This window comes from Streptomyces sp. NPDC127117, from assembly GCF_042677325.1.
GTDB lineage: Bacteria > Actinomycetota > Actinomycetes > Streptomycetales > Streptomycetaceae > Streptomyces.
Genome location: NZ_JBHXTM010000029.1, coordinates 84,975 through 103,629, shown reverse-complemented (window position 1 = coordinate 103,629; position 18,655 = coordinate 84,975). Strand labels below are relative to the sequence as shown.

15 protein-coding genes are annotated in these 18,655 nt (G+C 71.2%); 8 read left to right on the top strand and 7 right to left on the bottom strand.

Annotated elements, in window-relative coordinates; all coding sequences use genetic code 11:
* On the bottom strand, window positions 1-1,807 hold a 1,807-nt coding region (locus ACFVH0_RS24880), incomplete at its 3' end, for an acyl-CoA dehydrogenase C-terminal domain-containing protein (protein WP_385823470.1).
* Between the two features lie 172 nt (window positions 1,808-1,979).
* Here ACFVH0_RS24880 and ACFVH0_RS24875 point away from each other — a divergent pair.
* The 3 genes from ACFVH0_RS24875 to ACFVH0_RS24865 all read left to right on the top strand — a co-directional run bounded on the left by ACFVH0_RS24875 (window position 1,980) and on the right by ACFVH0_RS24865 (window position 4,731).
* Window positions 1,980-2,420 (top strand): SseB family protein, encoded by a 441-nt coding sequence (locus ACFVH0_RS24875; protein WP_385823468.1) that lies wholly within the window; start codon window positions 1,980-1,982, stop codon window positions 2,418-2,420.
* Window positions 2,421-2,598: 178 nt separating this feature from the next.
* A complete protein-coding gene (locus ACFVH0_RS24870) occupies window positions 2,599-3,555 on the top strand; it encodes a pirin family protein (RefSeq protein WP_385823466.1) in 957 nt (318 codons plus the stop codon).
* Between the two features lie 78 nt (window positions 3,556-3,633).
* The gene (locus ACFVH0_RS24865; protein WP_385823464.1) at window positions 3,634-4,731 is read left to right on the top strand and encodes an AI-2E family transporter; all 1,098 of its coding nucleotides are present in this window, start codon (window positions 3,634-3,636) and stop codon (window positions 4,729-4,731) included.
* Window positions 4,732-4,807: 76 nt separating this feature from the next.
* Here ACFVH0_RS24865 and ACFVH0_RS24860 read toward each other — a convergent pair whose 3' ends face one another.
* On the bottom strand, window positions 4,808-6,898 hold the full coding sequence (locus ACFVH0_RS24860; RefSeq protein WP_385823461.1) for a SpoIIE family protein phosphatase: 2,091 nt from the start codon (window positions 6,896-6,898) through the stop codon (window positions 4,808-4,810).
* A 205-nt stretch (window positions 6,899-7,103) separates the two neighbouring features.
* Here ACFVH0_RS24860 and aspS point away from each other — a divergent pair, with 205 nt between their 5' ends.
* The gene (gene aspS / locus ACFVH0_RS24855; RefSeq protein ID WP_385823459.1) at window positions 7,104-8,921 is read left to right on the top strand and encodes an aspartate--tRNA ligase; all 1,818 of its coding nucleotides are present in this window, start codon (window positions 7,104-7,106) and stop codon (window positions 8,919-8,921) included.
* An 86-nt stretch (window positions 8,922-9,007) separates the two neighbouring features.
* Here aspS and ACFVH0_RS24850 read toward each other — a convergent pair whose 3' ends face one another.
* The 4 genes from ACFVH0_RS24850 to ACFVH0_RS24835 are packed head-to-tail and all read right to left on the bottom strand — an operon-like array spanning window position 9,008 to window position 12,676.
* Window positions 9,008-10,201 carry an ABC transporter permease gene (locus ACFVH0_RS24850; RefSeq protein ID WP_385823457.1) on the bottom strand — a complete coding sequence of 398 codons (1,194 nt, stop codon included), beginning with the start codon at window positions 10,199-10,201 and terminating at the stop codon, window positions 9,008-9,010.
* Window positions 10,198-10,941 (bottom strand): ABC transporter ATP-binding protein, encoded by a 744-nt coding sequence (locus ACFVH0_RS24845; protein WP_385823455.1) that lies wholly within the window; start codon window positions 10,939-10,941, stop codon window positions 10,198-10,200. Before ACFVH0_RS24845 ends, ACFVH0_RS24850 begins: the two co-directional genes overlap by 4 nt.
* Window positions 10,938-12,017, bottom strand: coding sequence for a peptidoglycan-binding protein (locus tag ACFVH0_RS24840; protein WP_385823453.1), 1,080 nt, complete (start codon window positions 12,015-12,017; stop codon window positions 10,938-10,940). The genes ACFVH0_RS24845 and ACFVH0_RS24840 overlap by 4 nt, the downstream gene beginning before the upstream one ends.
* Window positions 12,014-12,676, bottom strand: a complete 663-nt coding sequence (locus ACFVH0_RS24835) for a hypothetical protein (protein ID WP_385823451.1) — start codon at window positions 12,674-12,676, stop codon at window positions 12,014-12,016. Before ACFVH0_RS24835 ends, ACFVH0_RS24840 begins: the two co-directional genes overlap by 4 nt.
* Window positions 12,677-12,811: 135 nt before the next feature.
* On the opposite strand from ACFVH0_RS24835, the gene ACFVH0_RS24830 reads away from it, so the two are divergent.
* From ACFVH0_RS24830 to ACFVH0_RS24815, 4 genes are all read left to right on the top strand, one after another.
* The gene (locus tag ACFVH0_RS24830) at window positions 12,812-13,507 is read left to right on the top strand and encodes a response regulator (RefSeq protein WP_385823449.1); all 696 of its coding nucleotides are present in this window, start codon (window positions 12,812-12,814) and stop codon (window positions 13,505-13,507) included.
* A 68-nt stretch (window positions 13,508-13,575) separates the two neighbouring features.
* Window positions 13,576-15,135 (top strand): ATP-binding protein, encoded by a 1,560-nt coding sequence (locus ACFVH0_RS24825; protein ID WP_385823448.1) that lies wholly within the window; start codon window positions 13,576-13,578, stop codon window positions 15,133-15,135.
* Window positions 15,132-15,629: a hypothetical protein gene (locus ACFVH0_RS24820; protein WP_385823446.1), complete on the top strand. Its 498-nt coding sequence runs from the start codon at window positions 15,132-15,134 to the stop codon at window positions 15,627-15,629. The genes ACFVH0_RS24825 and ACFVH0_RS24820 overlap by 4 nt, the downstream gene beginning before the upstream one ends.
* A gap of 325 nt (window positions 15,630-15,954) precedes the next feature.
* Entirely contained in the window at window positions 15,955-16,782 is an 828-nt protein-coding gene (locus ACFVH0_RS24815) for a L,D-transpeptidase family protein (RefSeq protein WP_385823444.1), read from the top strand.
* Between the two features lie 136 nt (window positions 16,783-16,918).
* Here the strand turns inward: ACFVH0_RS24815 and metG are convergent, their stop codons facing one another.
* Window positions 16,919-18,532, bottom strand: coding sequence for a methionine--tRNA ligase (gene metG / locus ACFVH0_RS24810; protein ID WP_385823442.1), 1,614 nt, complete (start codon window positions 18,530-18,532; stop codon window positions 16,919-16,921).
* Window positions 18,533-18,655 lie beyond the last annotated feature (123 nt).

Sequence of the window (18,655 nt, the reverse complement as noted above, 5' to 3'; positions counted from 1 at the left end):
GCTCCGCGGACTCCTCGGAGTCCGAGGCGTGGATGAGGTTCTCCCGGGTGATGGTGCCGAAGTCGCCCCGGATGGAGCCGGGCGCGGCGGCGATCTTGCCCCGGTAGAAGGCGACGTCCTTCCCGGTCGCGGCCGGCAGCTTCTCCGCCGCGACGGCCGCGCCCTTGAGCAGCAGGTAGCCGACGACGACATCGCCGGAGGCCATCAGCAGGCGGGTGGTGTTGAGACCCACCTTGTAGATGTTCTTGACGTCCTCGCCGGTCGCGGTGAGGTCGGTGATCATCGTGCCGACGATCGCCTCCAGGTCCACGGCCGCCTTGGCGAGCGAGTCCAGCGCACCGGACAGCTCCTCGTTGCCCTGGGAGCCGGCGAGGAACTTCTTGATCTCCTCGGAGAGGGCGTTCAGCGAGGCACCCTGGTCGCGGACGATCTTCCGGAAGAAGAAGTCCTGGCCCTGGATCGCCGTCGTGCCCTCGTACAGCGTGTCGATCTTGGCGTCACGGATGTACTGCTCGATCGGGTACTCCTGGAGGTACCCGGAGCCGCCGAAGGTCTGGAGCGACTGCGCCAGCTGCTCGTAGGACTTCTCGGAGCCGTAGCCCTTCACGATCGGGAGCAGCAGGTCGTTGAGGCCGTGCAGCGCCTTCGCGTCCTCGCCCGCGGCCTCCTTCTCCTGGATCGCGTCCTGGACGGAGGCGGTGTACAGCACCAGGGAGCGCATGCCCTCCGCGTACGCCTTCTGCGTCATGAGGGAACGGCGCACGTCGGGGTGGTGCGTGATGGTGACCTTGGGGGCGGTCTTGTCCATGAACTGCGACAGGTCCGTGCCCTGGACGCGCTCCTTGGCGTACTCCAGCGCGTTCAGGTAGCCGGTCGACAGGGTGGCGATGGCCTTCGTGCCGACCATCATGCGGGCGAACTCGATGATGCGGAACATCTGGCGGATGCCGTCGTGCTTGTCGCCGATCAGCCAGCCCTTGGCGGGGTGCTGGTCGCCGAAGGTCATCTCGCAGGTGTTGGACGCCTTGAGGCCCATCTTGTGCTCGACGTTGGTCGCGTACACGCCGTTGCGCTCGCCCAGCTCGCCGGTGGTCCAGTCGAAGTGGAACTTCGGGACCATGAAGAGCGAGAGGCCCTTCGTGCCGGGGCCTGCGCCCTCGGGGCGGGCCAGCACGTAGTGGATGATGTTCTCGGACATGTCGTGCTCGCCCGAGGTGATGAAGCGCTTCACGCCCTCGATGTGCCAGGAGCCGTCCTCCTGCTCGACGGCCTTCGTGCGGCCGGCGCCGACGTCGGAGCCCGCGTCCGGCTCGGTCAGCACCATCGTCGAGCCCCACTGCTTCTCGACGGCGATCTCGGCGATCTTCTTCTGCGCCTCGTTGCCCTCCTCGAAGAGGATGCCGGCGAACGCCGGGCCGGAGGAGTACATCCACACGGCCGGGTTCGAGCCGAGCAGCAGCTCCGCGTAGCCCCAGATCAGGGAGCGCGGCGAGGTGGTGCCGCCGATCTCCTCGGGCAGGCCCAGACGCCAGTACTCGGAGTCCATGAACGCCTGGTACGACTTCTTGAAGGTCGCCGGGACCGGTGCGGTGTTGGTCTCCGGGTCGAAGACCGGCGGGTTGCGGTCGGCGTCGGCGAAGGAGTCGGCCAGCTCGTTCTCCGCGAGGCGGTTGACCTCGTCGAGGATGCTCTTCGCCGTCTCGACGTCCATCTCGGCGAACGGGCCGGTGCCGTACGTCTTGTCGCGCCCGAGCACCTCGAAGAGGTTGAACTCGATGTCGCGGAGATTCGACTTGTAGTGCCCCATGGAAGGCTCCGTAATCAATAGCAGTGGCGCGCAGCGCCCCGGGGACGGGGTGTGGGCCGGGTGGGCGACGAGCTGGCGGTGCGTATATCAGCTGACCTCTACGATGATGCTACCCGTCAGTAATAAGACGCAACCCCTCAAGGCCCCGATGTGTCCGATTACTCTTTGCGGTATGTACGGCTACGACCAGAACCCGGGCGCACAGCAGCAGATGGGTGGCGGCTACGGCGAGCAGCCGCTGTATCCCGAGCCCTCGCCGCCGTCCCTGGGCGACGCGGTACGGGCCTTCACCACCGGCTCGCTGTCCGCCGAGGACTTCCAGCAGATCTTCGCGACGTCGAAGGTCTACTGCCCGCGCGGCGACAACCCGGGCTTCCTCGCGCTGCACAACACCCAGCAGCCGGTGATCCCGATGTTCACCACGCTCAAGGAACTGCGGCTGTACGCGGGCAAGGAGTCCAAGTTCTTCGTGATCACCGGGGCCGAGGTGATCGACCTGCTGCCGACCGGCTACGGCTTCGTCCTCGACATGGAGGGTGAGCACCGCATGGTCTTCGACGCGAAGGCCGTGGAGCAGATGGTCGACTTCGCGATGCGCCGCATGTACGGCTGACGTCCGATCGTTCGTGAAGGGCCCGCACCGCTCGGTGCGGGCCCTTTGTGCTGCCCTCTTCCGCCGCCCCTTCCGTTGCTCCGGGCGGGTGGGAGCGCGGGCGGGAATGAAGCGCGCCTTGCAGGATGTTCACCATTCAACTAAATTGAAGGCAGGACGATCCCGGAAGGTGGCTCCCATGCCCGCAGTGACTGTCGAAAACCCGCTGACCCTGCCCAAGGTCGCCGCTTCCGGCGACGCGGTGGCCCGCCCCGTGCTCGCCGTCACGACGGCGCCGAGCGGATTCGAGGGCGAGGGCTTCCCGGTTCGCCGTGCGTTCGCCGGGATCAACTACAAGTACCTCGACCCGTTCATCATGATGGATCAGATGGGTGAGGTGGAGTACGCGGCCGGTGAGCCGAAGGGCACCCCCTGGCACCCGCACCGCGGCTTCGAGACCGTGACGTACCTGATCGACGGAACCTTCGTCCACCAGGACTCCAACGGTGGCGGCGGCACCATCCAGAACGGCGACACCCAGTGGATGACCGCCGGTTCCGGGCTGCTGCACATCGAGGCCCCGCCGGAGTCCCTGGTGATGTCGGGCGGCCTCTTCCACGGCCTCCAGCTCTGGGTGAACCTGCCCAAGGCCGACAAGATGATGGACCCCCGCTACCAGGACATCCGCGGCGGCCAGGTCCAGCTCCTCGCCTCCCCGGACGGCGGCGCGCTGCTCCGCGTCATCGCCGGAGAGCTGGACGGGCACCAGGGCCCCGGCATCACGCACACCCCGATCACGATGATCCACGCCACCGTGCGCCCCGGCGCCGAGGTGACCCTGCCGTGGCGCGAGGACTTCAACGGACTCGCGTACGTGCTGGCCGGCCGCGGCACCGTCGGTGCGGAGCGCCGCCCCGTCCACATGGGGCAGACGGCGGTCTTCGGCGCCGGTTCCTCGCTGACCGTCCGCGCGGACGAGAAGCAGGACGGCAACGCCCCGGACCTGGAGGTCGTGCTGCTCGGCGGCCGTCCGATCCGGGAGCCGATGGCGCACTACGGGCCGTTCGTGATGAACAGCCAGGCCGAGCTGAAGCAGGCATTCGAGGACTTCCAGGCCGGCCGCCTCGGCACCGTGCCCGCCGTCCACGGGATGTGACCGCCGCCGCTTGACGGACCGTCACCCGTACGGCTCCGCAGGCGGGACACGGCCCCCGCGCCGTGATCGGGTGGGAGGGTGCAGACCCACAAACCCCTCCTGCCCGACGGCGCGCGCCGTGCCGCCGCCTGGTGCTGCGTGGTCCTCCTCGTCACCGGGGTGGCCGCGGTCGCCATCTGGCTGTGCATCGCCCTCAAGACCGCGGTCACTCCCGTGCTGCTCGCGCTGCTCGGTACGGCGCTGCTCGGGCCGGTGCACGGCTGGCTGACCGCCCGCGGGCTGAAGCGCTCGCTCGCCGCGGGGCTCACCTGTGTGCTGCTCGTCGCGGTGGTCGGGGGCGCCGGGTACATCGTCGTCACCGCGCTCGTCGACACCGGTGACCAGATCGTCCGGTCGCTGAAGGACGTCGCCCAGTGGGCCGTCGACCACTTCGGGATCGGCAAGAACACCAGCGTGGACGACCTGGTGGCCAACGCCCAGAAGCTCGTCGAGAAGTTCGGGGCGAGCGCCGCGGGCGGGCTCCTGTCCGGGCTCAGCCTGATCGGCTCGCTCATCGCCACCAGCGTCCTCGCGCTCCTGCTGACCTTCTTCTTCCTGCGCGACTCCGACCGGGCCGCGGGCCTCGCACACTCGATCGCCCCGCGCGGGACCGGGGACCTGGTCGAGGCGATGGGGCGGCGGGCCTTCGAAGCCGTCGAGGGCTTCATGCGCGGCACCACGTTCATCGCGCTGATCGACGCCATCTGCATCACCGTCGGCCTGCTGATCCTGCGCGTCCCCGGCGCGGTGGGGCTCGGGGCGCTGGTCTTCGTCGGGGCCTACATCCCCTACCTCGGGGCGTTCCTCTCGGGCGCGGTCGCGGTCCTGGTGGCGCTCGCCGACCGGGGGTTCGTGATCGCGCTCTGGGCGCTGGGGGTCGTACTGGCCGTGCAGGTGCTGGAGGGACACGTCCTGCAACCGGTGATCCAGAGCCGTACGGTGCAGATGCACCCCGCCATGATCATGATCGCGCTGACCGCGGGCGCCAGCGTGGCGGGCCTGCTGGGCATGCTGCTCGCGGTGCCGGTCTGCGCGGCGGCCTTCGGAGTCCTCGGCGAACTGCGCGGGGACCGGCCGGGGCCGGGGCCGGCGCCCGGGGAGGGGCCCCGGACCGGACCGGCCCCGGAAGGCGCCTGACTCGGCTTTCCGGCACTTGGCTTTCCGGCACTCGGCTCTGCGGTACTCGGCTTTCCGGGAATCGGCTCTGCGGGACTCAGCTCTCCGGACCCGACTCGTACAGCTCGAACCAGATCGACTTCCCCGCGCCCCGCGGGTCCACCCCCCACGCGTCGGCGAGCATCTCCATCAGCACCAGTCCGCGGCCGCTGGAGGCCATCTCCCCGGGGCGCCGCTTGTGCGGGAGTTCGTCGCTGCCGTCGGACACCTCCACCCGCAGCAGCCGCTCGCCGTGCTCCCCCGTCGCCTGCGCGAGCATCAGCGCGTCCCCGTCCGTGTGGACGAGGACGTTGGTGGCCATCTCGGAGATCATCAGCACCGCCGCGTCGACCTGCTCCGGATCCGCCCAGTCGTGCAGCAGGTCCCGCATCTGCTGCCGGGCCGCCGCGATCCGCTCCGGCTCGGCCTGCGCGATGGTCAGCGCGGTGCGCCGGGGCGCCGGCCGTCGCCGCGTCCCCCCGTCGCACCGGAGCAGCAGCAACGCGATGTCGTCCTCCCGGCGGTCCGCCAGCGGGCCCGTCGTGTAGTGCGACGTGGGCCCGTGCACGGCCTGCACGAGGGCGTCGGCGAGCTTCTCCAGGTCGGCGGTCTGCTGCTCAAGGACCGGCCGCAGCCGGTCCCAGCCGGAGAACATGTCATGGCCGCCGGTCTCGATCAGCCCGTCCGTACAGAGCATGATCGTTTCTCCCGGCTCCAGGGTGAGCCGGCTCGTCGGATAGTCGGCGTCCGTCTCGACGCCGAGCGGCATTCCGCCCTCGGTCTGGTGGATCATCGCCGTCCCGTCGGCGGTGATCACCACGGGGTCGGGGTGGCCGGCCCGCGCGATGTCCAGCGTGCCGGTCTCCGGGTCGGTCTCCGCGTACAGACAGGTGGCGAAGCGCGGCCCGGTCTCGTCGCCGTCCTCGTACGCGTCCGTGAGCCCGGAGAGGAAACGGGACGCCCGCGAGAGGACCGCGTCCGGGCGGTGCCCCTCGGCGGCGTACGCGCGCAGGGCGATCCGCAACTGCCCCATCAGCCCGGCGGCCCGCACGTCGTGGCCCTGGACGTCGCCGATGACCAGGGCGATCCGGCCGTTGGGGAGCGGGATCATGTCGTACCAGTCGCCGCCGACCTGGAGACCGCCGCCGGTCGGGATGTAGCGGGCGGCGACCGTCATCCCCGGGATTTCGGGGCCCAGGGTCGGCATCATCGAGCGCTGGAGCCCCAGCGACAGCTCCCGCTCGGTCTCGGCGACCCCGGCCCGGGTCAGCGCCTGCGCCAGCATCCGGGCCACGGTCGTCAGTACGGACCGCTCGTCCGGCGTGAACGAGACCGGGTGCCGGAACCCCGCCATCCAGGCGCCCATGGTGCGACCGGCGACGATCAGCGGCAGGAAGGCCCAGGAGCGGCGCCCGAACCGGCTGGCGAGCGGCCAGGTGACCGGGTAGCGGCGGCTGTAGTCCTCGGGCGACGGCAGATAGATCGCCCGCCCCGTCCGTACCACCTCGGCGGCCGGGTAGTCGGTCTCCAGCGGCATGTCGGTGAACGGGTCCTCGTCGCCCACGCTGTGCCCGTGGTGCCCGACGACCGTCAGCCGCTCGCCCGCGACGCCGAAGACCGCGAGGCCGTCCGGCGAGAACCCCGGCATGGAGAGCGAGGCGGCGACCCGCAGCACCTCCTCGGTCGACCTGGCCTCGGCCAGCGCCCGGCCGGCGTCCAGCAGGAACGCCTCGCGGGAGCGGCGCCAGTCGCCGGTGACGGGGGCGGGCGCCCCGGTGGTGCCCGGATGCGGCTCGGCGACCTCCTGGAGGGTGCCGAGCAGTACGCGGCCCGCCCCGTCCGGCCGCTCGCGCGACAGCGGCTTGGAGCGGCTGCGTACGGTGCGCAGCACCCGGCCGGTGCCGTCCACGATCCGCAGCCGGGCCTCGGCGAGGGTGCCCTCGGCGAGCGCGAGGTTCACCACCCCGTAGACCTCGTTCCAGTCGATGGGGTGGAAACGGGAACGCACCGCGGACTCGCGGAAGACACCGCCCCCCGCGGGCAGCTCCAGGAGCCGGGCCGCCTCCGCATCGAGCGTGAAGGTCCCGGATCCGTTGTCCCAGCGCCACAGACCGGTCGCGGTCGCGGCCAGGACGTCCTCGGTGCGCATTGCCCCACTTTAAGAAGGTCTGCTCCGTGGACGCCACCGAGGGGGCCGCCCAGGGAGTGTCCGGGCGGGGTCCGAGGGGCCGCCGCGGCCCGCCGGAGACCTCCGGATGATCTTGAAATGTCAATGTCAATGATTCGGTGCGGGTGCGGGCGGTAGCCTGGGGAGGCTGAATCCACCCCGAACCGCGAAGACTGGATGAACGACGATGCATCGGTACAGGTCCCACACCTGCGGCGAGCTCCGCGCCTCTGACGTCGGCACCGACGTCCGACTGAGCGGCTGGCTGCACAATCGCCGAGACCTGGGTGGCATCCTCTTCATCGATCTGCGCGACCACTACGGTCTGGTGCAGCTGGTCGCCCGTCCCGGCACCCCCGGCAACGAGGCGCTGGCGAAGCTCACCAAGGAGACCGTCGTACGGATCGACGGCAAGGTCTCCGCGCGCGGCGCCGACAACGTCAACCCGGAGCTCCCGACCGGCGAGATCGAGATCGAGGTCACCGAGGTCGAGGTGCTGGGCGAGGCCGCCCCGCTGCCCTTCACGATCAACACCGAGGACGGGGTCAACGAGGAGCGGCGCCTGGAGTACCGCTTCCTCGACCTGCGCCGCGAGCGCATGCACCGCAACATCATGCTGCGCTCGGCGGTCATCGCCTCGATCCGCGCCAAGATGGTGGCCCTCGGCTTCAACGAGATGGCGACCCCGATCCTCACCGCGACCTCCCCCGAGGGCGCCCGTGACTTCGTCGTCCCGTCGCGTCTGAACCCGGGCAAGTTCTACGCCCTGCCGCAGGCCCCGCAGCAGTTCAAGCAGCTGCTGATGATCTCCGGCTTCGACCGCTACTTCCAGATCGCGCCGTGCTTCCGCGACGAGGACGCCCGCGCGGACCGTTCGCCCGGCGAGTTCTACCAGCTCGACGTCGAGATGTCGTTCGTCGAGCAGGAGGACGTCTTCCGGCCGATCGAGAAGCTGATGACCGAGCTCTTCGAGGAGTTCGGCAACGGCCGCCACGTCACGTCGCCGTTCCCGCGCATCCCGTTCCGCGAGTCGATGCTGAAGTACGGCAACGACAAGCCCGACCTGCGCGCCAAGCTGGAACTGGTCGACATCTCCGACGTCTTCGCCGACTCGGAGTTCAAGGCGTTCGCCGGCAAGCACGTCCGCGCCCTCCCGGTCCCGGACACCGCCGGCCAGTCCCGGAAGTTCTTCGACGGCCTCGGCGACTACGCCGTCCAGCACGGCGCCAAGGGCCTGGCCTGGGTCCGGGTCGGTGAGGACGGCAACCTGGCGGGTCCGATCGCCAAGTTCCTCACCGAGACCGACGTGAAGACCCTCACCGAGCGGCTCTCCCTCGTGCCGGGCCACGCGGTCTTCTTCGGCGCCGGCGAGTTCGACGAGGTCTCCAAGATCATGTCCGTCGTCCGCGTCGAGGCCGCCAAGCGCGCCGGCCACTTCGAGGAGGGCGTCTTCCGGTTCTGCTGGATCGTCGACTTCCCGATGTACGAGAAGGACGAGGACACCGGCAAGATCGACTTCTCCCACAACCCCTTCTCGATGCCCCAGGGCGGCCTGAAGGACCTGGAGGAGAAGGACCCGCTGGACATCCTGGCCTGGCAGTACGACATCGTCTGCAACGGCATCGAGCTGTCCTCCGGCGCCATCCGTAACCACGAGCCCGAGCTGATGCTCAAGGCCTTCGAGATCGCCGGTTACGACCGCGAGACCGTCGAGCACGAGTTCGCGGGCATGCTGCGCGCCTTCCGCCTCGGCGCCCCGCCGCACGGCGGCATCGCCCCGGGCGTCGACCGCATCGTGATGCTGCTGGCCGACGAGCCCAACATCCGCGAGACGATCGCCTTCCCGCTCAACGGCAACGCCCAGGACCTGATGATGGGCGCCCCGACGGAGCTGGACGAGACCCGGCTGCGCGAGCTGAACATCCAGCTCCGCAAGCCGGCGGCGACGGTGAAGGAGAAGGCGGACGCCAAGGACTCCGTGGCGAGGGACACCGGCGCGAAGTAAGCGCCACCGGTTCCGCTCCGGTTCCACGTGAAACATCCCCCGGCCGACCCCGGCCGGGGGATGTTCCACGTTTCCGGTGGCCCGTCTCAGGTCGCGTTCAGAGCCACCGTCGGATGCAGCCGCGAGGCGCGGACCGCCGGATAGAGGCCCGCGACCACGCCGATCAGGAGGGTGGCGGCCAGGCCGCCCGCCAGGGACCAGGGCGGGACCACCGCCGTCCACCCCTGGACCTGCGCGAAGCCGTACGTCGCCGCCGCGCCCAGCAGTGCGCCCGTCGCCCCGCCCAGCGCCGACAGCAGCAGTGACTCGGTCAGGAACTGGAGCCGGATCGCGCCCCGGGTCGCGCCCAGCGAGCGGCGCAGCCCGATCTCCTGGCGGCGTTCCAGGACGGAGATGACCATGGTGTTGGCGACGCCCACCCCGCCGACCAGCAGGGCCACCGCGCCCAGACCGAGCATCAGATTGGTCAGCCCCTCGTCGGTGGCGGCCTTGGCGGCCAGCGCGTCCGAGGGGCGGGAGACCCTGATTCCCCCTTCGCTGCCGGGGTTGATGCTGCGGGCCAGGACCGCCCGTACGTCCTCGACCGAGGCGTCCGTGGAGCGCTCGAAGACGGTGGTCGGGTGGCCGTCGAAGCCGAAGTGACGCTCGGCGGCGGGGAATCCGACCATGGCCACCCGGTCCAGGGTGGGAACCAGTTCGAGCGGTTCGAGGATGCCGACGACGACCATGCGGGTGTCGTTCATCATGATCGTCTCGCCGGTGCGGGTGACGCCCAGGCGCTCCGCCGCCACCGCGCCGAGGACCGTCGTCGGGAGGCGTTCGCCGGCCGGGTTCAGCCAGCTGCCCTTCGCGACCCGGCCGCCGAGCGTGGACAGCAGGTCGATGCGGGCCGCCTGGGCGGTGACACCGGCGCTGCGTTCCTCGGGGACCACATCGCTGCGGCGGATGCGGGCGTCGATGTCGGCGGTGGCCGTGGCGTGCCGCACCGGGCCGATGCGCTCGACCATCGCGACCGCGTTCTTCGGGAGCCGGATCCGCTGCCCCGTGGCGTCCTGGCCCGCCTCGGCGGTGAGGAGGTTGGTGCCGAGGCGGTCGAGCCGGGCCATCAGGTCAGCGCGGCTCGACTCGGACAGGCCGACGACCGCGACCATGGTCGCGATGCCGATGGCGATGCCGAGTGCCGAGAGCACCACGCGCGCGCGGCGGGCGCGCAGGCCGACCGCGCCGACGCGGAGGACATCGCGGGGGGAGAGCCGCGAGGGCCGCAGGTCGTTCCTCATGAACCGGCCCCTTCCGTGCGGAGTTCGGAGCGGGAGCCGGAACCGGGGCCGGCGATCGCGCCGGAGCGCGTGTCCGAGACGATCTCGCCGTCCCGGAAGCGGACCCGGCGCGGCAGCGAGTCCGCGATCTCGTTGTCGTGGGTGATCACGCAGACGGTCGTGCCGGACGCGTTCAGCTCGTGCAGCAGCTCCATGACGATCTCGCCGGACGTGGTGTCCAGCGCCCCGGTCGGTTCGTCCGCCAGCAGCAGCCGGGGGCTGCCCACCAGGGCGCGGGCGATGGCCACCCGCTGCTTCTCGCCGCCGGACAGCTCGTTCGGTGTGTGCGAGCGGCGGTGGTCCAGCCGGACCCTGGCCAGCGCCTCCCGGGCACGGCTGCGCCGCTCCTTCAGCGGCACGCCCGCGTACAGCAGGCCGTCGGCGACGTTGTCCACCGCGTCGCGCCCCGCCGCCAGGTGGAAGTGCTGGAACACGAACCCGATGTGGCGGGCGCGCAGTGCGGAGAGCCGGGAGTCGGAGAGCCCGGACACGTCGTATCCGGCGACCTCGACGGTGCCCGTGGTGGGCTTGTCGAGGGTGCCCATGATGTTGAGCATCGTGGACTTGCCGGAGCCGGACGGGCCGACGACGGCGAGCAGCTCGCCCTCCTCGACGGTGAGGTTCACCCCGCGCAGGGCGTGGACGCCGCCGGGGTACGACTTGGTGGCGTCCCGCAGTTCGATCACCGGGGCCGGTGTCATGACGCGGCCACTCCGACCTTCAGGCCCTCGCGCAGGTCCGGGCCGCTGACCTCGATCTGCCCGTCGGCGGTCATGCCGGTCTCCACCCGCACCATCGTCGAGGTGGTCCCCCGCACGACCTGGAGGCCGTAGCCGCCGTTCTCGCCGCGCAGGGCGACGACCGCCTCGACGGGGACCGCGAGGACCCCCTTGTGCGCCTCGCTGACGAACTTCACGCTCGCCGGTTTCCTGGTGTCCTCGCCGGACGCGGCGTTCGCCCCGCCGTCCAGCACGACCTCCACGACGATGCCGTCCGGGGCGCCCGAGTCGGCCCCGGAGGCGGGCGTCTCGGGGCGCACCGTTCCGGCGACCCGGCCGGCGGCGGTCCTCCCGCTCGGCAGGGTGACCTCGACCTTGGTGTCCTTCGAGGTGAGCGCGCCGTCGGCCTGGTCCAGTTCCGCCCGTACGACGGGCCGGGTGGAGGCGATCGTGAGGACCGGTTCGTCCGGGCCGACCTGGTCGGCGAGCGCCGCGTCGGCGGAGACCACCTTGACCCGGTCGGGCTGGAAGACGACGTCGCCCCGGCCGACCCGGCCGGTGGTGTCGCGGTTCAGGGACTTCTGCCACTGCTTCACGGCGGCCTCGGTGCCCTTGTCGTACCGCGTGTCGACGTAGAGCTGCGAGCCGTACCCCAGGTCGCGCAGATTGCGCTCCAGCTGGAGCACGTCACTGCCCCGGTCGCCCTCCTTCATCTCGCGGAACATCGGGACCGGCCCGTAGAGGAGGGTGACGGGCTTGTCGTTCAGCTCGTACAGCGCCTGTCCCATGGTCACCGTCCTGCCTTCGGGGGCGGCCACCGTGACGGTGCCCTCGACGGCGGACTTGACGGTGCGGCGCTGCGAGAAGTCGAGCCTGCCGTCGACCGTCGTGGACCGTACGAGGTCGGTGCGTACGACGGTCGCGGTGGCGGGCGGCAGGTCGCCGCCCCGCCCGGAGGCGCCCGCGTCGCCGCCGTCACCGAGGAAGAGGACGCCCCCGGTGACGGCGGCGAGGACGGCCGCCGCACCGAGCGCGACGAGGGCGGAGCGGCGCCTCACTGCATGCCTTCCACGCTGTCGATCAGCTTCGACTTGCACGCCTCGCGGGCCTGCTTGTACGCGGGTGAGTCGGTGTCGATGGACGGGGAGGCGGGGTTCGGGTCGCCGCCCGGCTGGGCGTTGCCGCCGCTCATGGTCGGGTTGGTGAACCTGGAGACGCCGTTGTCCCGCATGCACTTGGCGTGCGCGAGCATCGACTCGTAGGACTTCTGCTGGTCGCGCTCGGGCTCGACGTCCATGGCGGCCAGCAGCTCGGGGGCGCAGACCCCGTCCTTGCCGCCCTTGTACGCCTCGTTCTGACCGGGCTTCGAGGCGATCACCTCGATCTTCTCCCAGTCGAGGTAGCCGCTGAGCTTGGGGTCGGGGTAGTCCTTGTAGCCGCCCTTGACGCGCATGCACTGGACGTACTTCAGCTGGGCGTCGTAGAAGGCGCTCCTGCCCGCGGGCAGCGTGCCGGCCTCGTTCTTGTCGGTCCCGGCGCTCGCGCCCGGCGACTGCGGTACGTCGGCGATCACATCGCTCTTCTTCGTACCGCCCGCGCCGTCGTCACCGCCGCCGCAGGCGACGGCGAGGGCGAGCACGGGCAGGGTCACGAGGGCGGTCATGCGCAGCCGGGCGGTGGCGCGGGGGCCGCGGGGGTTCGTCCTGGGGAAGGTCATGCGTCGCACGTTCGCCGTCGCAGATGATGGCCCCTCCATGGCCACATGATGGGAACGTAACAATGCCCCCGGCCTGCGCCTGTGCCCCTGTCCGGGGCAGACGCGGGCGGTCCCGGCATGCTCATAATCGGCTCCATGCCGCATGTACTGCTGATCGAGGACGACGCGTCCGTACGGGACGGGATGGAGCTCGTGCTGCGCCGGCACGGGTACGGCGTGGAGACCGCCGCCACCGGCGAGCAGGCCCTGGACCTGCTGGCCGGGGAACGGGGCGCGCGGGTGGAACTGGCCGTCCTGGACCTGATGCTGCCCGGCATGGACGGCTTCGAGGTGTGCCGCCGCATCCGCGCCCGCTCGGCGACCCTGCCCGTCATCATGCTGACCGCGCGCGGCGACGACTCGGACATCGTGACGGGCCTGGAGGCGGGCGCCGACGACTACGTCGTCAAACCGGTCACCGCACCCGTCCTGGAGGCCCGGATCCGGGCGGCGCTGCGGCGGGCGGAACCGTCCGGGCCGGTGCGCGGGGGAGCCGACGATCTCGCCGGGCTGGTGATCGACCGCGCCGGACTGACCGTCACCAAACACGGCACCCCAATCCCGCTGCCGCCCACCGAAATGCGGCTGCTGCTGGAGCTGTCGGCCTCCCCGGGCCGGGTCCTCAGCCGCGAGCAGCTTCTCGAATCGGTCTGGGACCACACCTTCCTGGGTGACTCCCGGCTGGTGGACGCTGCGGTCGGCCGGCTGCGGGCCAAGCTGGAGGACGTGCCGGCCAGACCGCGGTACGTCCAGACGGTGCGGGGCTTCGGCTACCGCTTCGGACCGCTGTGAACCGTACGGAACGGGCCGCTGTGAACCGTACGGAGCGGGCCGCTGTGAACCGTACGGGGAGGCCCGCTGTGAACCGGACGGGGAGGCCCGCCGCGGGCCGTGCGGGGAGGCCTGCCACGGGACGTACGGACCGGCGTGGGCGCGGCGTCGCCCCGAAGCGGCGCTCCCGGCGGCTCGTCGGCGGGCTGCGCGTCCGGCTCGTCGTCACCTTCGTCGTCGTCGCGCTCATCAGCGCGGTGACCGCGACCGCCCTCGCCTACCGGGACGCCCGCACCGCCGTACTCCAGCGCACCCAGAACGCCGCCGTGAACGACCTCCGGGAGCGGGTCACCGCGGTCGCCGCCGACTTCGACGTACCGCCCGACCAGCAGTCGCTGTCCCGGTTCGCGGCCCGGGTGTCGGAGGGCCTCGGCGGGAACATCGTCGTCGCCCGCTACCAGGACCTCTCCGCCGTCTCCGACTCGCTCGCCGACACCAGAACCCGGATCACCACCGAGCTGCGCACCGCCGTCATGACCGGCGACGGAGCCCGGTTCCAGCGGGTGCGGTGGCGGGGCGATCCCTATCTGGTCGTCGGCACGCCCGTCACGTTCGCCGACGGGGACCGCCGCACCTCCGGCCTGGAGGTCTTCGCGATCACCGATCTGCGGGCCGAACGCGACGACACCGCCGCCCTGCTGGACTCCGTACGCACGGGCATGGTGCCGGTGGTGCTGCTGGCCGCGGTCCTGGCGCTGCTGGCCGCGGGGACGGTCCTGCGTCCGGTACGGAAGCTGGGCCGGGCCACCCGTGAGCTGGCCGCCGGGGACCTCGGCAGCCGGGTCGTCGTCTCCGGGCACGACGAACTCGCCGACCTGGCCCGGACGTTCAACGAGACCGCCGACGCGCTCCAGACCTCCGACACGGAGCTGCGCGAGCAGGAGGCGAAGGCGCGCCGCTTCGTGGCGGACGTGTCCCATGAGCTGCGGACCCCCCTCGCGGCGATGACGATGGTGGCGACCGTCCTGGAGGAGGACGCCGACCAGCTGCCGCCGGACGCGGCGCGGGCGGCCCGTACCGTCGGTGCGGAGACGGCCCGGCTGTCCCGGCTGGTCGAGGACCTGATGGAGATCTCCCGCTTCGACGCGAAGGCGGTACGGCTGAACGCGGCCGAGGCGGATCTCGCCGGCACCGTGCGGGCGTCGCTGGCGCTGCGCGGCTGGACCGGCCGGGTGCGGACGGAGCTGCCCGAGGGGCTGCGGGCGGTGGTCGACCGGCGCCGGATCGATGTGATCGTCGCGAACCTGGTGGGCAACGCGCTGCGGCACGGAGCCCCGCCGGTCACCGTGACGCTCGCGACGGCGGCCGGGGCGGACGGGGAGTGGGTGACGCTGGAGGTCGCCGACCACGGTCCCGGGCTGCCGCCGGGGGCCCGGGAGCGGGTCTTCGACCGGTTCTACAAGGCGGACGCGGCCCGCACCCGCGGCGCGGCCGACGACAGCGGACCGGGCAGCGGCCTCGGCACGGCGATCGCGTTGGAGAACGCCCGGCTGCACGGAGGCACGATCGAGGTGGCCGACGGGCCGCGGGGCGGCGCGGTGTTCACGCTGCGGCTGCCGCTACGACGTACGGGGGAGGACACGGAGTGAGGATCCGGCAGGGGATCGTGGTTGCCGCGCTCGGGGGCGCCCTCGTGGCGTGCGGCGTCCAGCCGACCGGGGTGATAGGGGCGGGCGAGCCCGCGTCCGGGCCGACGCGCGGGATGCGGCTGTACTACGCGTCCGCCGCCGGGCTGCGCGCGGTGCCGCTGCTCGACAAGGAGATCAAGGACCTCATCTCGGTACTGAAGCTGCTCGCCGAAACGCCGCCGCCGGTCGAGCAACGGGGCGGGCTCACCTCTCTCGTCCCCCAGCTCGGCGGCTACGAGGCGACCGGCGTGGGCACCCGCGTCACGGTGCGCCTGGACGGCCCCTACCCGGGGTCGGGGCGTGACCTGGGCACGGGTCAGCTGGTGTGCACGATGGCGCGCGCCCAGTCCGTGCTGGAACCGAAGGTCAGGACCGACGACGTCGAGGTCACCCTGCGCCCTTCCGAGGGCGACGCGCTGGGCCCGTACCGGTGCGCGGAGTTCCTCAACGGGTGAGCGGTCGCCCGACGGGCGCAGGACGGAGCGGATGCGGCGGACCATGAGAACCGGCCCGGCCGGGCGCGCCACGGCGGCCCGTACCGCCACCGGAACCTGATTTGCGGTCAGACCTGCGCACCGCCACGGAACGCAAGGCCGGGAACCTACACGCACGGGACGGCTTCGCGGCTCATCGGCGCGCGTGCCCGGCGGGCGATACAGCCGTATGGCCCCCGTGCGGATTCGCGCTCGGGCGACGCGGCGTTAACTGGGGTCGGCGGTAAGAGGCGTGACGGGGAGCTCGCCCGTGCTGCCGTCACCCCACGACTGCTGAGGAGTTCCCGTGTCCGTGTTCCGTCCGTCGGCCGTCCGGCGTCCCCCGTACGCCATCCGCGTCGGCACCTGTGCCGCCGCGCTGCTGCTGCTCACCGCCTGCGGCGACACGACCTCCGACACCGCCTCCGGAAACCCGGCCGTCCGGGCGTCCGCCTCGGCCTCCGCCGGTGTCGCGGGGCCACAGGCCGACGGGGCACGGAGACGGGCCGCCCACGGGCCGTACGCGCCGGTCGTCCGGCCGCGCGAGATCCCCGCGCTGGGGCCGAAGACCCGGGCCGAGATTCCGGCCGGCGCCAAACAGGTCTTCGTCGTCACCGGCGACTCCTACAACTCCAGCCTGTCCACCGCGGTCCTCTACGCCCGCGACAACCCGGCCCTGGGCTGGCTGCCCGTCACCACCCGCTGGCCGGCCCACAACGCACTGAACGGCTGGACCGACGAGCACTGGGAGAACGATCTCCGCACCCCGGTCGGCGTTTATGGGCTGACCTACGCGGGCGGCCTGTTCGACCCTCCCGAAACGGCGTTCCCCTATGACCGGAATCCGGCGTTCGTGGTGAGCGGCGAGGGCTTCGACGGGGAGCCGCTCGAAGGGTCCTTCGACTACGTCGTCGCCATCGACTACAACCGGACCCCCGGCGTCACCCCGCTGGACCAGGAACGCCCGCTCGGCCAGGAGCGCGGCGGCGGCATCTGGATCCACGTCGACCACGGCGGCCCGACCCAGGGCTGTGTCTCGCTCCCCCTGGACCGGATGCGGGAACTCCTGAGCACCCTCGACCCGGCGAAGAAGCCGGTCGTCGTGATGGGGGACGCGGAGGCGCTGGAGCGCTGAACCCGGTGGGCGTCGAACCGGCCGCCGAACCGGCGGAGAACCGGGGCCGCCGGCCCGGGGCGGCGGATACGCGGCGGCAACGGCGAAGGGCGGGACCGGCAACGCGGTCCCGCCCTTCGCCGTACGCACATCCCGCTTACGCGGGCTTCTCCTCCAGGCGCGGGAAGAGCACCGCGCCCTTCGTCACCGTCGTGCCCGCCGGGAGCCGGCCCCAGCTGCCCGCGTCCTGCACGCGCTGGTCGGCCAGCGCACCCAGGGACGCCTCGGCGCCCAGCGACTCCCACAGCTTCTGCGAGGTCTCCGGCATCACGGCGTTCAGCAGGACCGCGACACCGCGCAGCGACTCGGCGGCCGTGTAGAGGATCGTCGCGAGCCGGGCCTGGCCCTCGGGAGAGGTGTCCTTGGCGACCTTCCAGGGCTCCTGCTCCGTGATGTAGCCGTTGACCTGCTTCACGAAGTCGAAGATCGCCAGGATGCCCGCCTGGAAGTCCAGCTCCTCGCCGATCTTCTCGTCGGCCGTCGCGACGGCCCTGGCCAGACCCTCCTGGACCGCCTGCTCGGCGTCACCCGCGGCGGTGGCCTCCGGGAGCGCCCCGCCGAAGTACTTGCCGACCATGGCCGCGACGCGCGAGGCGAGGTTGCCGTAGTCGTTGGCCAGCTCGGAGGTGTAGCGGGCGGAGAAGTCCTCCCAGGAGAACGAGCCGTCGCTGCCGAACGCGATCGCCCGCAGGAAGTACCAGCGGTACGCGTCCACGCCGAAGTGCGAGGTCAGGTCCTGCGGCTTGATGCCCGTCAGGTTCGACTTCGACATCTTCTCGCCGCCGACCATCAGCCAGCCGTTGGCCGCGATCTTCCCGGGCAGCGGCAGGCCCTGCGCCATCAGCATCGCGGGCCAGATCACCGCGTGGAAGCGGAGGATGTCCTTGCCGACCAGGTGCACGTCGGCGGGGAACGTGCCGTCGAACTTCTCCTGGTTGGCGCCGTAGCCGACCGCCGTGGCGTAGTTCAGCAGGGCGTCGACCCACACGTAGATGACGTGCTTCTCGTCCCACGGCACCGGGACGCCCCAGTCGAAGGTCGAGCGGGAGATCGAGAGGTCCTGGAGGCCCTGCTTGACGAAGTTCACGACCTCGTTGCGGGCGGACTCGGGCTGGATGAAGCCCGGGTTGTTCGCGTAGAACTCCATCAGCTTCGGGCCGTAGGCGCTCAGCTTGAAGAAGTAGTTCTCCTCCTTGAGGATCTCCACCGGCTTCTTGTGGATCGGGCACAGCTTGACGCCGTCCTCGTCCTCGATGAGGTCGCCGGGGAGTTTGTACTCCTCGCAGCCCACGCAGTACGGGCCCTCGTAGCCGCCCTTGTAGATCTCACCCTTGTCGTACAGGTCCTGGACGAACTCCTGCACCCGGTCGGTGTGGCGCTTCTCCGTCGTACGGATGAAGTCGTCGTTCGCGATGTTCAGGTGCTCCCAGAGGGGCTTCCACGCCTCCTCCACGAGCTTGTCGCACCACTCCTGCGGGGTGACTTCGTTCGCCTCGGCAGTGCGCATGATCTTCTGACCGTGCTCGTCCGTGCCGGTGAGGTACCACACCTTCTCGCCGCGCTGGCGGTGCCAGCGGGTGAGCACGTCGCCTGCGACGGTCGTGTAGGCGTGGCCCAGGTGAGGAGCGTCGTTGACGTAGTAGATGGGGGTCGATACGTAGAAACTCTTCACGCCGTCGCCCCCTTGCTTCTCGGATCCAGTGGCCGCCATGGTCGAAATCCTAACGGCCCGGGGGAGAGCAACTCACACCGATAAACCCGGCCACGCACGTGGAGACCTTTGCGAAACATCCCTTCCCGTAGCAAAGACGCATCCTGGGAGGGAGTGGACACG